Raw genomic sequence first — 15,508 nt, forward strand, 5'->3', positions numbered from 1 at the left:
TATGGACTTGGATATCTTGTTTCGTAATTCGTCTTCGAAAATGAAGTCGACAGTTGAGGCTACCGATCTGATCGTTTCAGACGATAGCGCCTTAACTGAATCGATCAATGATCTATATGCGATTGAAGGATTCCCAAAACCGCTTGAAGTCACTGATATTGATTTAGATGGTGTTTGGAATCAGTCAAACATCAAGCTTAACCATGTTGTGCTCGATCTGCGAAGTGCTTCTAATGTTATTGAACAAGTCTCCGAGATTTCGATTCGTTTAGACGTGAATATATCTTTGCTCGTCCTATGCGACGTCGACTCTATAAAGCTGCGCAATCAAGTGCATGCTTTAGGTGCGACTTATGTGTTATGGGATCCAGAACTTGATGCGTTACTTGCGGCAATTAAAACGACGCAAGAGGGAGAAAGTGCTGTAAAGAAAACTCGCGTTGCTAAACGTATATTGGTTTTAGGAACCAAAGGTGGAATTGGTGTGTCTTGCATAAGTTCCGTTTTAGCGCACTCCTTAGCAGAGCAAGCGAATTTAAAGACACTGCTAGTGGATCATGATTCCGGAGCGCTAAACAGCGATATTTATATTGGTGTAAAGGGCTTGAAAGCCAAGCACAACAGCATTGATTTAAATCAGATCGATATCGACAGTGCGATAGCAAGAACCTATGTGCATGGTGTTAAAGAGAAGCTAGATTATTTGGTTCTCGAGAAGAATGTCGCTTGTCTTTCTGATCATGCATCTACGTTGTACAACCTTTCCAATCAACTGATTGATCAATATAACTTTATTATCGATTCAGCGCCGCTGTCTTGCTACGAAGAGATGCACGATCAGGAGTTATCAGATAAGTATCACCGTATCTTTATTGTTTGCGAACCTTCGGTCTCTTCATTGCGTTCATATAACTCGTTGAAAAAGAAGATCGGCAAATCTGAACACCAGGTTATTTTCAACCTGAATAGGCCCGCGAAGGATTTCATGGTGACACTTGCAAGTGCGAAAGAGCGGATCAAAGCCAAAGATAGCATTGATTTTATGTATGAGCCGTCATTAGAAAAGACAGTGGTTCAGCAAGGGATTAATGAGTTGCTTAAGTCTAAGTCATCGACGGCCGTTTTGAGCATGGTTGCCACGTTAACAGGCAAGAAAATTAAAACCAAATCACGCTTCAGTTTGTTTAGAAAATGAATCAATTAAAAGAAATCTACATCCAACTTCGGGATGAAATCTTCGATGCGTTGGACGCAGCGACACTTGTTGAAATAAGCAATCAAGAGCTAGAAGAGCAGCTTAAAGATTCAGTCAATATTCTTATTGATAAGAAGCAGTTGCAAGTGAGCTCATTGAAACGTGTCGATTTAGTCAAAGCATTGCTCGATGAGTTGAAAGGCTTAGGGCCACTTCAGGCATTAGTCGATAACGATGATATATCGGATATTATGATCAACGGGCCATCGGATATATTCATTGAAATCAATGGCAAAGTTGAACAGTCTCCGATTCAATTTGTAAACGAAAAACAGCTCAACACTATTGCTAAGCGAATTGCTTCAAATGTGGGGCGTCGTATCGATGAATCTAAGCCGCTTTGTGATGCACGTTTGATGGATGGCAGCCGTGTCAACATCGTGATACCTCCACTTGCAATCGATGGAACTTCTATCTCTATTCGTAAGTTCAAAGAGCAGAAAATTAAGCTTGAGAACCTTGCAGAGTTTGGTGCTATGTCAGTTGAGATGGCTAAGCTTTTGTCCATTGCGAGCCATTGTAAATGCAACATATTGATATCAGGTGGTACGGGTTCAGGAAAAACAACGCTACTCAATGCATTGTCTGGGTTTATTGGTGAAACGGAACGCATCGTTACTATTGAGGATGCAGCTGAATTGCAGCTTCAAAAACCTCACATTGTGAGACTCGAAACGCGACAAGCAAGTGTAGAAGGGACGGGAGAGATTACCGCTCGAGACCTTGTGATTAATGCCCTTCGTATGCGTCCTGACAGAATCATTGTTGGTGAGTGTCGTGGTGGAGAGGCCTTCGAGATGCTTCAAGCGATGAACACGGGCCACGACGGGTCGATGTCCACATTGCACGCCAATACACCGCGAGATGCGATTGCTCGTACAGAGAGTATGGTGATGATGGCTACCGCCAGCCTGCCGATATCGGCAATACGTAGAACTATCGTCAGCGCAGTCGACCTTATCGTTCAGGTAAAGCGTCTCCATGATGGTAGCCGTAAGGTGATGTACATCTCTGAAATTATCGGAATGGAAGGAGATAGCGTGGTGATGGAGGACATTTTCCGTTACGAAGCTAGTTCCAATTTCAAAGATGGCAAGATGGAAGGTGAGTTCCGAACGCCTGGTTTATCCACACGTTCTGTCATTTATGAACGCGCAAAATTCTTTGGTTTAGAACAAGCGGTAAGGGAGATCTTTACATGACCTTAATCCTGATTGCGTCATGGAGTGCTTTGTTAGTTTACTTCCTTATCCATCGCTCTCGCCAAGACAAAAAGCTGAGTAGTTTGATTGAAATGGAAGCTGAATTCGAAGGGGTAAAAGGCGTTCGCTCGGTTATCGATTCGCAGCAGTTTGAAGAGAGTTATAAAGCTAGGCTTAGGAAAAGTTACAAGAAGATAATAAAGGTCTTCCAGCCCAATATGTCTTTGAAGCTGATCCTATTTATTAGTGTGTCGGCATCAGCGGTTTATGCCATTAACGAGTTTTTCTTACGTCAGGATTACGTTGTTTGCTTGATTATTGTTGAGCCTATTTTGTTCTTCGTTTTTTACAACAAGCTAAAGCAACGGCAGATGGATCGTTTTAAAACAAACTTTCCGGATGCTTTGAATATCTTGAGCGGAGCCGTCTCATCAGGCCAAAGTATTATTCATGCGTTCGAGTATGTAGGTAAGCAGCTTGATAATGAAGTAGGCAAAGAGTTCAAGTTCATGGCTGAGCGTTTGCTTATTGGTGAAGACCCTGATGACGTGCTTGAACGCAGTAGCAATACGTTTCCTTACTTAGAGTACTTTTTCTTTGCCTCAACGATACGAATCAATTTAGCTCGAGGCGGTCAGCTCAAAGATGTTATCAATAAGATTAACCGACTTATGTTTGACTCTAGAGCCGTTGAGAAAAAGAAAAATGCATTGACCTCTGAAGCGCGAGCTTCGGCAAAAATCATTGCTTGTTTACCAGTTATATTCTTGATCATTCTAAAATTTACTAGCCCGGAGAATTATAGCTTCGTTATGTTTGAGGAAGCAGGGCAGCCGATTTTTTATTACGTTCTAATGAGTGAATTATTAGGTTTCTTTTGCATTTGGCTGATCCTGCGAGGTGTCAATTAATGGGATTTGAAACGGTTTTAATTTGGGGCGTGATATTTGTTATATCGATGGTGTTAGCAACCTATTGCTTGCGTTTCTGGGATAACACGAGAGCAAATATAGAAACTCGTAAAATAATTGGCTCAACACGCGAAGAGAAAAAAAGAACGGATTTATTCAAGGCTCTTTTATCTCGAATTAGTTTCAATAAAGACGAAACAAAACGAAAGTTAGTCGCAGCGGGTTTTTATAGTGATTTCCTCGCGGATGCCTATTACTTATTAAAAATCATCCCTTTTAGTATTTGCCTAATATTAATCGGCTTTGACTTTTATAACGGAGAAACAGAGGTGATATTCGCTCTGTTATATCTTCTTGGGGCTTTGTTGGCGTTTGTCATCGCGCCAGATTCCTATGTGTCGGCTCGAGGTAAAGCCAATATTAAGCACATCAGTTCAAGGTTGCCTTTTTTACTTGACCTTATGAATGTGTGTGTTCACACCGGCATGACAATCGAGTCCAGTTTGGAGTACTTGGCCAAGGAACTTCACTCGGTAGACAGTAACCTTGCCCATGTTGTCAGAGTCACAGTGGAGCGGTCGCGCTTAGTCGGATTAGAGAAGGCATTAGAGGAGTTTTATGAGTTTGTGCCTACCAGTGAATCGCAGAGCTTTGTGATGACCATGGTGCAAAGTCTTCAATTTGGCTCATCTGTTGGCCCTGTACTGGCTACGTTAGCGACGGATATTCGGGAACTTAATATGATGGACTTGGAAGAACGGATTGGAAAGATGGGGGCAAAAATGTCTATTCCATTGATCGCTTTTATCATGGTTCCGATTGTTGTTCTCATTGCGGCCCCAGGTATTTTAAGGATGTTGATGTGATAAGAAAATTTGTATTAGTCGTTATTGCTATGGTTCTAGTTTCTGGTTGTACAGCCGTTAATAACCAACTTGATACTAAAGAGCAATTGCTTATTGGATCGGGGGATTCGCAGAAGCTCATTGAGTTTTATAAGGCAAATATACAATCCGACCCTGTATATAAAGTCAAACTTGTTAATTTGTATTTAGACCTTAAAGATATTAAATCGGCTGAGCTATATAGGAATACCTACAGTGACAGTGACCTTGATGATCCGGAATATATTTTAACCAGCGCTCGAATTTACTATCAGAAAAAGAACTTTGAGCGCGCATTAGAAGAGTTAGACAAGTATAGAGATGAAGGCGGAGCTGAGTATGAGTACCAACTTCTAACCGGAAAAATACTAGCTCAGCAAAAACGATTTTCTGAAGCAATTGAACATTTCGAGGAAAGTCGCAAACAAGGCGCTTCAGACAGAGAGGCTGGTAACAATATCGCTGTTGTTAAAATAATGCAGTCTGATTATTTGGGCGCGACAGACATTTTATATGACCTTTATCTTTCAAATCCGAATGATCAGAGAGTGAGTTCTAACTTAATTCTCTCTTCGGTTAAGTCGCAGCGACCGGATATCGCATTGGAAGTTCTGAAACATTCGAATAGCGATGAGCAAGCTCACAAACAGCTATCTGCATTAATGAGGTCAATATCTAAAAGCAAAGGGAAGAAGACCATGACACAGTCAACGATAGAGATGGAACAACAGCTTATAGGTTCCCAAGCTCACTCTGGTAGTTTTGTAGCACCGACATCGCGAGTCAGCAAATTGGATTCGACTGCAGGGTTTCAAACATCTAAACACAGTGTGGATGGTTCTGTACTCGACCCTAGAAAGCTGAAACCCAATGCAAAACCTATTTATCGAGTGCAAGTATTAGCGACGTACACTGCGATTCCTTCGGACTTTCTGAACTATCTAAAAACAAACTATGGCTCTGTCTATTCGTATACACATGGCTTGTGGAAGCGCTATTGCATCGGTGATTTTAATGACCTAGACGAAGCTAAAGCTTTCTTAGATAGCATTGATATAAAAGGGGCATTTGTCGTTGATTACACCAAGAAAAGGTATGTCCGTCTATGAGGTCGTTTAAACGCAAGCAAAAGGGGTCTTTGACGGTTGAAGTCGCGATGGGGATACCAATCTTTCTGGCTATTGTTTTTGGATGGGTTGAGATCTGTATTCTGACTTTCTCCATGAGTATGACTGATCACGCATTAACGACGGCGGTAATGCGAACCAAAAAAGCGGGTGACTCGAGCAGTAGCCAATCCATTAACTATGGGCAAATGATTAAAGACGAGTTGAATAAAGCGGGAGGTTCTTTATGGAGCAACGTAGTTAAAGAGGGGAGTGTTGTTATTCATGTTAACTATTTTCGAGACTACGAAGGATTTTTGAAATGCACGGATACTTACGCTTCTGCTGATAAGTGTCCAGATAAGAAAGATGAACCTGAAGACATGGCATTGGCTGTTTACGCTTTGGAATACACCTATGATCCGATTGTATCGATATGGTTCCCGGATATGCCTATCAAGCGTGAAATTATCACTATTCAAGAATATGAAAGATGTTCATTCAAAATTGGTCAGGGAGCGGGTTGTGCAAGTTAAACAAAAAGGTGCATTTGCTGTTGAGTTGGCGATGGTTTTGGTCTTTGCGTCAGGGATCTTTGTTGTTGTCGTGAACCATATGCTAGCCATCAATAAAAAGGGTCAACTCGACAGAGCTTCTTATTCATTGACCACTATCTTTGCTGAACGAAAACAATTGTTTAATGCCAATATGGATATTTGTGCGGGTGACTGTCGAAAAACAGAACACAACGCGTTTGTGATTGCTTCTGCTTCGATGAAACGAATGATTCCAAACTTTGATAAAACCAAATTTGGGATGCGTATTGACGAGATAAGACTTGAAGAAACGGCTTTATCCGGAGGGAAAGTGAATTATCGAAGGGTTCAAAAGACTCTGACCAAAGGGAGCATACACGGATGTGACTTTCCAGACATGGGCGATATCACCAAAGAAAAAGCGATAGAAATACTTCCTGTCACATCTCGAGGCCGCCGATTACCCATGTATCAGGTGTCTCTTTGTTATGAAATCCCAACTAATTTGATTGGGATCGCCAACGGAGAGGTTTTTCGGCTTGTAAGTACATCTTATTCATTTGCGAGGGTTTAAGGTGAAGTCGATAAAGAAAAACCAAGGTGTCGCAGGTATTTTGTTCGTTGGTCTATTGCCAATGATGGTTATTTTCATGGCATTTTCGATGCAGATGTCTCAACAGATGCTAGCACATACAAGGTTATTAGAAGCCGCAGAGGTTGCCAGTTTAGCACTTATTGCGAGCCCTAAAGAGGACGAAGAAAAGAACGTAAAGTATGCACGCTATTTAGTCGATAGATACGTTGTTGATAACACAGATGATGTTGATGTTGCGGTGTATACAAGTAAGTGTGAGTACAAAGATGGCTGTGTTCAAGCTAGTGGTGAACTCGCTCCGTTTAGTGACTTTGTGGTGAGTGCGACTGCCAAATATACGTCTTGGATCGCGTACGAAGAGATGAACTTAAAGCCAGAGTTTTCGGTGAGCGGGCGCGCAGTTACGCGCAAGTATCTCCCTCAGCCAGTTGATGTCTACTTTATCGGTGACTTTAGTGGTTCTATGACTTACTCGTGGAAGGACGGAAAAATGAAACTCGATGTTGTAAAGGAAACCATTAAACGAGTCGTCGATGACATTGAAGAGTTTAATACGGAAGAAAAGAGCCGAGTTGCTTTGCTCGGGTACAACCCGCTCCATGTTAAACAATCTGATGAGATAGTAAGACTTAATGCTTATGGTTATCGTGCTTCATGGCGAAAGAAATATGCTTATGACTACGCTCGGAACTCTCCTGCGACAACGGTTAGACGAATGTTTGATAAACCAACTTTGTATAATGAGATCATTGAACCATCGTATGGAATGAGTAGATATCAAGTAGAGAGACTTTATAAGCGAAACAATGATTTTGATGATGACTACAAGTTTTATGATATTCCACTGACTGAAGACTATGACAACTTTCGAGCTCAGTTGATGAGCGCTCAGTTGAAAGCTGGTGGAGGCACCTCTTCTTGGAACGGGATCATTGCCGCTGCGCAAGAAGCCAATAAGGCCACCAACCTTAATCCTGAACAAGTGTTTATTGTGTTATCCGATGGTAGCGACAACGACAAGACTTATTTACAGAAGTTGGTGGATCAGGGGTTATGTAAAAAGCTGCGATCAACCATTTCAGCGAAACGAAATCGTTTCCAGAGTAATGCCCCAACTGAAGCCGAGAAAACCAAAGTCACGATGGGCGTTATTGGTATTAATTATAAAGTGGCAGAAACCGATGGCTTTGGAGATTGCTTTGGTAAGAAGAACATCTATCACGCTAAAGATGGTGAAGATGTATACAAGTACATTTTGAATTTGATTAATGAAGAAACCGGAAAACTAAAGGATTAACATGAGATACCTAGTGATTTTATCTACGATGCTAATGTCTCCATTAGGCTATGCAAACTGCTTGGGTGATGTTGGCGAATACGTCACTTCTAAAATGTTGGTGTCTTCTCATACTGTTACGACACAAGTGACTGGGAAGCTGGTAGAGCTAAATGAGAAACCTCAAAATGAGGTGATCAATAGAGAGAGTGAAGTGATTCAAATCGGAGCACAAGATGATGTGTGTTTCTATGATAAAGCGACGCAATCCCTGGTGCTTAATTACCCAACTAATGTGTACCAATTGGATGAAAGCCACAAGCAAGTATTAGGTCAGTACCTTAGCTTGGTGGGTGATAAGTCTAAGATTTATATAGAAGGTCACGCAGATAGCTTGGGCAGTAAAAGCTACAACAAAGCACTGTCATCTCGCCGTGCCGGACAAGTGGCGAGCTACTTAAAGAAAGATCTTCACCAAGGAAGTCGCATCGTTGAATATGCGTATGGCGAAAGCGCACCCATTTGTAAGGTTGCGGACAACAAGGCAACAGGTTGCAATCGACGAGTTGTGATAACAGTTAAGTCGTAATGGGTTTTGTTTTCATTGTCTGTGTTTTTATTTTTTGGGTCGCGATGTTGAGCGGTGTATAAAAAAGGGAGCCTGTTTAGGCTCCCTTTTTAGATTCATCGCGTTATTCGCGAGCTTGGTGAGATCAACTGACAGTTATGCCGTTGGTTCTGGTAGTTCTATGGTCTCAACCTGAATTGGTGCTAGATACTCACACAGTTCATCGTAAGGGATAGGGCGTGAGAAGTAATAGCCTTGCATCAAATCGCATCCACAAGCCTTTAGAATCGAGAAGTGCTCGTTTGATTCTACGCCTTCTGCCAATACCACCATGCCGAAGTTTTTACCGATTGCGATAATGTTTTGCACCATAGTCAGTGACTGCTGGTCTATAGCGATGTTCTCAATGAAACTCTTATCAATCTTAAGTTCGTCGATAGGGAGTGCTTTCAACATGCTCAACGATGAGTAGCCGGTACCAAAGTCATCCAGAGAGATCTTAATATCGTTTTCTTTGAGTGCTTCAAACAGTGGTTTCACTATAGCCACATCTTCAATGAACAAACTCTCCGTAATCTCTAGCGTTAAACAGCTTGGAGAGAACTGATACTTCTCAAGCGTAGCGAACAAGTGGTCAGAGAACGACTTATGTGAAAACTGACGAACTGATATGTTGATCGACAGCCCGATCTTCTGTTCTGTCGTTCGATGTAAATGAGCGATCTGCATAATGCTCGATTCAATAATAAACGTGCCGAGTTTTTGCATTAAGCCCGTACTTTCTGCCACCGGAATAAACACATCGGGCGGGACAAAACCCAGTTCGTCATCAATCCAGCGCACCAGTGCTTCGACACCATGAGTGCTCTTATCGGTACGTACCAAAGGTTGAAAAGCCATGAACAGTGTTTGCTTTTCAATAGCGATACGTAGCCTCTGTTCTACTCTCATCTTGTAGAGGTGAGCATCTTGCATCGCCGTGGTGAAAATACTGTACGAGTTCTGTTGTTGCTTCGCTTTGTACATCGAAATATCGGCAGAACGGAGCAAGCTATCTAAATCTTTTCCGTGTTCAGGGAAGCGGGCAATACCGATACTGCAGCCAAGTAAGAACTGAGAGTGTTCTACTTCATAAGGTTGAGAAAGCACTTCAATAATTCGCTCGGCGAGTCGTTTTATCTCAGATTCGTTCGTTAACGGTGTTAAGAATAGAAACTCGTCACTCGATTCACGTACCAACAAGCTGAGTCGAGAACGGAATCGCATCAAACGTACAGCAATCTGTTTGAGTACCTTGTCACCGAAGTCGTGCCCGTGAGTATCATTAACACATTTAAAGTTATCGATATCGATAAACAACAGTGAGAATTGCTCAGACTCATCTTCAATCCATTTATCAATATTTCGGCGCATGTATAAGCGGTTTGGCAGAGAAGTTAATGGATCGTGATTCGCTTGGTAGATCAGCTGGCTTCTGGTTCTTTGCTCGTTCTTGGCAATCGACTTAACCAAAACGTAGAAACCGAATTGAAGAAAGATAAAGGCGCCGAAAAGGATGCCGAACTCTTGAAAGAAGATGCTATCAACGTGAGTCAGATCTGTGCGTCCAACGACCCACAGTTTGTAATCTGGAATGTATTTAGCGCTGACCAATGAGTGGTACATGTCGTCATCGACGCTGAACGAGTAAGTGTTATTTCCTGTTTTCGCTTCTTCGAGACTGACGTTAACTTGTTGTGCAAAACGATGAATGATGCGTGTTACTACATCATTATCAACCGGCTCGAGATAAGCTTCGAGCGATTCAATATCGCTCGAATAAAACTGTCGGTAGTTGTCGGGTCTTAGCAAGGTTAGGGTGTTGTAACTGCCGGCGTGTGCATTGTTCTCGAATACTATTGTGCTGTCTAAGCGCAGGCCTGCTGTCATCACTGCATCGACATTTTTTCCGTCGATGGAGATCGATTTTCTTAGCGGAATCACCAAACTGTTCAATGATTCTTGAAAATAGGTACGCCCCAACACCATTTTTTCGCTAGACATAGCCTCTAGAAATGAATCTCTGGTGTATGGGTGGTTAAGTAGATTGTGTTGATTCGACAATTGTAGGTTGGAGCTGATTGCAAGATAGTCTCCTTGAGGGTTTAGCAATCCAAATGCTGCAATCGCAGGGTGAGTATCAAGCAGCTTGTCTAATATTGGTCGAATTTGAATCGAAGCAGTACGAGTGAAGTCGGACTGTTGAGCCAATTGATGCCCAACCACTTCAAGCAGAGCTTCTTGACTGGTGAGAAGCGAGCTTACAGAGCTAGAAAACAGCTCAACTTGGATATGCTGTTGCTCAATGAAGTCATCTCTGTTTGCTTGCCACTTGGTTACGCCCAACACGGCGAAAAGTATCAAGGTAAGCAGTACGATCAGAGCGTACAGCGACCAGATATTTTTCTTAAATAGAGCCATGAGATGCCTTTTGTTGGTTACTACTTCTAACAGAGTGCAAGTGACAAACTATTGGGTCGTCAGCGTGATTCATGCAATGAAAGAGACAAACGCCAATGATGAATGTATCAATGATTAAATAGTGTAACGACTACGAACGAAGATTCTTGAGTGAAATATTAATATTCACACGAACAATAACGATTAGTGCATGATTGCTCACGATTTATGCTTTGCAAATTTATACAGATTAATAAAAGAACAGTGCTAATCGAGATTTGGTCTTAAACGAATATAGCGTTACCGCAAAGCAAAGAGCTTACTCAGTGAGATGTTAAGTCATCACTAACAGTAAGCCCTTTATGCATGCGAAGTATATTCTAACAGTAGCAGTTAGCGAAGTTGAATTACTTTTTGGTCACAGCGATAGGTAATTGTTCGTTAGCACCCCATTCAGTCCATGAGCCGTCGTAAACGCCCATTTCGCCCGAGTATCCCGCCAGCTTAGCGGCCAGTAGAATGATGCAGGCCGTCACACCGGAACCACAACTAAAGAACATAGGTTGAGAGGGGTTTAAAGCTAACGTTGAAAAGATATCGGATAGCTCTTCTTGGGATTTCAATTTGCCTGCATTCAATACTTGTGCGAATGGCAAACAAATAGAATTTGGAATATGGCCACTGCGCAAGCCTTCACGTGGCTCTGGAACTTCTGAATCGAAACGAGCTTGTGAACGCGCATCTAGAATGTTTGCACTCTTATCATTGGAATAACTTTGGATTTGCTGAGCATTTACAAAGTAGTAGTCTTGAATATGACCTTCGAAGTTACCCGGTGTTACTTGAGTTCTGTACGAAGTGTCTGTGGCGTAACCAGATTCGATCCATGCAGGTAGACCACCATCTAAGATGTAAACGTTTTTGTGCCCCATCGCCATAAACATCCACCACGCACGAGGTGAAGCAAAGGTTCCGGAGTTATCGTAAACCACAACCGTACTGTCTTGATTGATACCAATTTCGCGAGCACGAGTGTTGAAGTGTTTTTCGGAAGGGAACATGTGAGGAAGCAAGGTGTGCTTGTTGCAAAAATCTTTGTCGTAATCAAAACGAATAGCACCAGGAATCATTTGTCCTTTGATCTTTTCCGACTCACTTGGGATCTGAAATTCGATACTGGCGTCTAGGATTACAATGTTGTTTTCTTCTAGCAAACGTTGTTGAAGCTGTTCCGCTGAAATGAGTGGCTGATTCATTCTTCTTATATCCATTCTTGTTGTAGTTATTACTGTTGTTATATCGACGACTAAGGCGCAGTTCTACAGTGGATGAACTGATAACTGCTTTGTCCGGTTATTTGATTGTTTAATGTATCAAGCGCGACCACAGAATCAATAGGGCAGTCTGTGGTGGGTGCAATGGAAACGCGAAATACTTGATCATCTTCTGTCTGAACGGTGAGGTAACGTCTGTGCCCATCTAGTGATTGAGTGAGAGTATTCGAAATCACTTTGGCTTGAATACGTTGTCCTGTTTCAGAGGTCAAAGGGAAATAGGTAAGAGCTAACAGTACGCCCACACCACACATTAAGATAAATAGACCTATTTTTAACTGTTTCATGAGAGTAAGTCTTTGAAGGTTATCTTGAAAATATAAGTGAGATCGGCGTTAAAGTGAATCAAGTCAATCAGAAAAAATGAACTCACTCTAGATTCGAACCCAAACAAAAAGTGAGCATTTCAGCTCACTTTAAAGTTATCAGTAATGAATCATGAAAAACTCTTAACTAAGATCCTTACCAAACGATTTGAGAATCCGTGCTCGAAACCACTTGTTGTAATGGTGGTTGACCATCATAAAACCAAATTTCGACCAAGAGAGAGTCGTGGTTCACAGGGGCAGTAAAGTTAGAGGCAAACACGCCATTGTTTAACGAGCCTGCAATCACTTTACTTGAGTAGTCCGGTTTCAAGGTAGAGTCATCTCGTGTGCTAAAACGGCTATAAACGGTGACAAAAGAGCGAGCGGTTGAAATGCTACTGATGTCGATGTCGAGATCAAATTGCTCAATTGAGCTGTAATCAAAGCCATCGGGCACAACCACATCACTCATCGTATAGGTTGGTGTTGCTGCCGCACTTGTTACTGGAGAAGGCGTTGTCGTCACTGGCGTTGAAGGTGCAGCGGGAGTCGACGGTGTTGCTGGTGATGGCGTAGATGCACTGCCGCCGCCTCCACCGCCGCCCCCACAACCAACTAATACCAGTGGAGTGACAGCTAAAATAACAGCCAGCGATTTCTTCATATTCCAAGTGCTTTGTGCAGACATACGATTTTCCTCCGATAGATTGCGACTTGAATCAACGCAATGAGCTTTTCGATATTGTTTATTTTGAATAGTCATAGCGTTTCTCCTTATGGCACGTAGCATTGATTGTCTGCAGGTGATTCATGCCACGTTTGATTCGTGTCACCACCGGACTCTGCGTATTGTTTGAACTCTGGATAAGCGGTAACAATATCCACATACTCTTGAGGCCATTGCCACTCATCGGTTGACGTGATGATCAGTGCCCAAGGGTGGTTCTCTGCCGTTTTGAAATATTTACCTGTTGATGGGTTACTGTCATCGACACCTAATCCAGCTTCAAAGAGGTTATCGGTATCAAAGGCTTCCGTTGGTGCTTGGTCTGGTAGGTGAACTTCCCAACTGCGTCCTGGGTGCAGAGGTAGGTTTTCACCGTGATAGTAGCCAGGTGTTGCAAAGATAAACGGGTCGTAAGGCATATCTGTCCATGTATCAGTACTGATACCATCGCCCGACAAGCTGATTCCTATTTGGAAAGAGAACTGTTCGTCGTCTTTACATGAGTTACTGGTTCGATAGAAGGTACATGATGTCTCTGTTTTAGACGTTAAATCTTCGGCGGCAATAAATATCGCCTCACTACGTCCGTCCTCCATATCTAAGTCAGTAAAGACACCATTGTGTTTCATGTAAGAATTACCGCTGTCTACCGAGCTTGGAGCAAGGTTTGGTAAGCGAACAGCGAAGCCATTTCTATAGGATGCACCAACAGCAGCTAGGCGACCGTCGATGGTGGATTTTACGACTTTTCCGTCTTTTAAGATTTCTGTGATTCGATACATAATCACGGCATCATTCATGTCGTAGTCGGCTTTATACGGCCAGTTGTCTTCATACGCCAAGGTTGCGTAACCCGAAGCGCTTGGGAAGTAACGGGCTGTGGCGCCGTCATTAAGAACATCGACTTGAATATCAACCACCTCACCAGATGTTGAACCACCAAAGTAGCTCAGGTTGGTTTGTTGACTGAATCTGAAACGAGCCCAAGTTGTCCCCGTTAATGCGTTGATATCAACATTTAGGAACAAGTCATTCTCACCCGCATCTAGTTGGTAATCCGTAAATACCTGCTCATTAGCGCCGTCGAAGCTGCCGTCTTGGTTCCAATCAATCCAAGCTGAAAGGTAGCCGGTTGTTGAAGCTTCAATCACAACTTTTGAGTCGAGTCCGGCTTCAAGTGCGGTAACAAAACCGATACCGCCGTTTGCCCACTCGTCATCAATGCCAACACTTTCATCAGATTGTGGTGTGACGTAGCCGTCAAGGTCAGCATCTGGTGCGTCTGTACCTAACCAGGTGATGCCATCAAGTTCATGTCGAGGGCCATTACTTGCAAGTAGAGTAAGGTAGCTGTCTGGTGCGTCACCGAAGTCGATGTTTGAATCTTCATCAACAACAGGGGCGTTGGCACAACGTGCGCCATCATTTTGGTTGGAAGCTGGGCCGTTTGATACAAACTCGACGGCTGGAACAGTGCCCGCAGCGATATTGGCAGCGTTGTCTGGAGATAGGTTGATACGGTAGATCTTACCGTCTTGATTTCGAGATACGTAGTAGTAGCCGTTTACATCGAAATAACCTGCACCAAACGTACCTGTTTCCCCAGTATCACCGATGTAGGTTTCTGCACCCGTTGTAGGGTTGAAGCTGTACAAGCCACCAGAGTTATTATCGATACCATATAGAGAGCCATCACTTGGATGGAAGGCAAAATCAGTCAATCTCACAGTTGCTGGGCTGCCTACGATTTTGTTGACTGTAACGGTTGCATTAGGATCTGAATCGAGAGGGGATAGATCAACAGTGAATAGCCCCTTACCAGTGCGATATAGGTAGTAAACATGGTCGTAGACATCGCCTACATAGAAGGTATGGTCGGTTGGTAGTCCGCTGGTATTGATGACTTCTGCTTGGAAGTCTTGACCAAGACGTACTAGGCGTTTGTTGGTGGTGTCGTACCCGTAGATGTATCTGTCTTCGAAGTCAAAACCGACACCGTTGATGTTAGCGTTCATCCCCGTATCGTCTTCTAGTAGGGTAGTTGAACCAGTAACGAGGTTGACTCCCCAGACTTGAACTGGAGTGGATTGAAAAAGGTAAGCCTTACTAGGGCAAGTATCGAATGGCGCTGCGTTGGCGACCAGTGGCGCGCTTAATAGCAAACTTAACGTTGTAATTCTCATATCTACATCCTTGTGATGGAAGGTCTAGATACTTAATCAAGTAATGTGCCATTTTTAAGGTTTTGATTTTGTTGGTTTTTATTTTTTATAATTCAAATTTTTGTTGTTTTCTCAAAATGAGAATTCAAATGAAACTAATCTCTTAATAACTATTTCAATTTGATAACCTTGAGTAGAAGCTAAA

General features: G+C 42.7%; 14 protein-coding genes. 9 read left to right on the forward strand and 5 right to left on the reverse strand.

Annotated elements, in window-relative coordinates; genetic code table 11:
- The first annotated feature begins 1 nt into the window (after nt 1).
- From OCV12_RS20465 to OCV12_RS20505, 9 genes are read left to right on the forward strand one after another with little or no spacing between them, the layout of a single operon-like run.
- The gene (locus OCV12_RS20465; RefSeq protein ID WP_261887095.1) at nt 2-1,195 is read left to right on the forward strand and encodes an AAA family ATPase; all 1,194 of its coding nucleotides are present in this window, start codon (nt 2-4) and stop codon (nt 1,193-1,195) included.
- Nucleotides 1,192-2,457, forward strand: coding sequence for a CpaF family protein (locus OCV12_RS20470; protein WP_048659968.1), 1,266 nt, complete (start codon nt 1,192-1,194; stop codon nt 2,455-2,457). Before OCV12_RS20465 ends, OCV12_RS20470 begins: the two co-directional genes overlap by 4 nt.
- A complete protein-coding gene (locus tag OCV12_RS20475) occupies nt 2,454-3,368 on the forward strand; it encodes a type II secretion system F family protein (protein WP_261887096.1) in 915 nt (304 codons plus the stop codon). The genes OCV12_RS20470 and OCV12_RS20475 overlap by 4 nt, the downstream gene beginning before the upstream one ends.
- Entirely contained in the window at nt 3,368-4,234 is an 867-nt protein-coding gene (locus OCV12_RS20480; protein WP_261887097.1) for a type II secretion system F family protein, read from the forward strand. The genes OCV12_RS20475 and OCV12_RS20480 overlap by 1 nt, the downstream gene beginning before the upstream one ends.
- Entirely contained in the window at nt 4,231-5,361 is a 1,131-nt protein-coding gene (locus OCV12_RS20485; RefSeq protein ID WP_261887098.1) for a tetratricopeptide repeat protein, read from the forward strand. Before OCV12_RS20480 ends, OCV12_RS20485 begins: the two co-directional genes overlap by 4 nt.
- Nucleotides 5,358-5,894 carry a TadE/TadG family type IV pilus assembly protein gene (locus tag OCV12_RS20490; protein WP_055320177.1) on the forward strand — a complete coding sequence of 179 codons (537 nt, stop codon included), beginning with the start codon at nt 5,358-5,360 and terminating at the stop codon, nt 5,892-5,894. The genes OCV12_RS20485 and OCV12_RS20490 overlap by 4 nt, the downstream gene beginning before the upstream one ends.
- Nucleotides 5,884-6,468: a tight adherence pilus pseudopilin TadF gene (gene tadF, locus OCV12_RS20495; protein ID WP_055320176.1), complete on the forward strand. Its 585-nt coding sequence runs from the start codon at nt 5,884-5,886 to the stop codon at nt 6,466-6,468. Before OCV12_RS20490 ends, tadF begins: the two co-directional genes overlap by 11 nt.
- Nucleotide 6,469: 1 nt before the next feature.
- Nucleotides 6,470-7,786, forward strand: a complete 1,317-nt coding sequence (locus tag OCV12_RS20500; RefSeq protein WP_261887099.1) for a TadE/TadG family type IV pilus assembly protein — start codon at nt 6,470-6,472, stop codon at nt 7,784-7,786.
- A 1-nt stretch (nt 7,787) separates the two neighbouring features.
- Entirely contained in the window at nt 7,788-8,354 is a 567-nt protein-coding gene (locus tag OCV12_RS20505; protein ID WP_261887100.1) for an OmpA family protein, read from the forward strand.
- 135 nt (nt 8,355-8,489) lie between these two features.
- On the opposite strand, the gene OCV12_RS20510 is transcribed toward OCV12_RS20505, so the two are convergent.
- From OCV12_RS20510 to OCV12_RS20530, 5 genes are all read right to left on the reverse strand, one after another.
- On the reverse strand, nt 8,490-10,793 hold the full coding sequence (locus tag OCV12_RS20510) for a bifunctional diguanylate cyclase/phosphodiesterase (protein ID WP_261887101.1): 2,304 nt from the start codon (nt 10,791-10,793) through the stop codon (nt 8,490-8,492).
- A gap of 386 nt (nt 10,794-11,179) precedes the next feature.
- Complete coding sequence (locus OCV12_RS20515) at nt 11,180-12,028, reverse strand: sulfurtransferase (protein WP_261887102.1); 849 nt, start codon at nt 12,026-12,028, stop codon at nt 11,180-11,182.
- A 50-nt stretch (nt 12,029-12,078) separates the two neighbouring features.
- On the reverse strand, nt 12,079-12,393 hold the full coding sequence (locus OCV12_RS20520; protein WP_239918452.1) for a hypothetical protein: 315 nt from the start codon (nt 12,391-12,393) through the stop codon (nt 12,079-12,081).
- A 175-nt stretch (nt 12,394-12,568) separates the two neighbouring features.
- A complete protein-coding gene (locus OCV12_RS20525) occupies nt 12,569-13,177 on the reverse strand; it encodes a hypothetical protein (RefSeq protein ID WP_055320171.1) in 609 nt (202 codons plus the stop codon).
- A gap of 11 nt (nt 13,178-13,188) precedes the next feature.
- Entirely contained in the window at nt 13,189-15,324 is a 2,136-nt protein-coding gene (locus OCV12_RS20530; protein ID WP_261887103.1) for an LruC domain-containing protein, read from the reverse strand.
- Nucleotides 15,325-15,508 lie beyond the last annotated feature (184 nt).

The sequence above is a fragment of the Vibrio pomeroyi genome (assembly GCF_024347595.1).
Taxonomy (GTDB): Bacteria; Pseudomonadota; Gammaproteobacteria; order Enterobacterales; family Vibrionaceae; genus Vibrio; species Vibrio pomeroyi.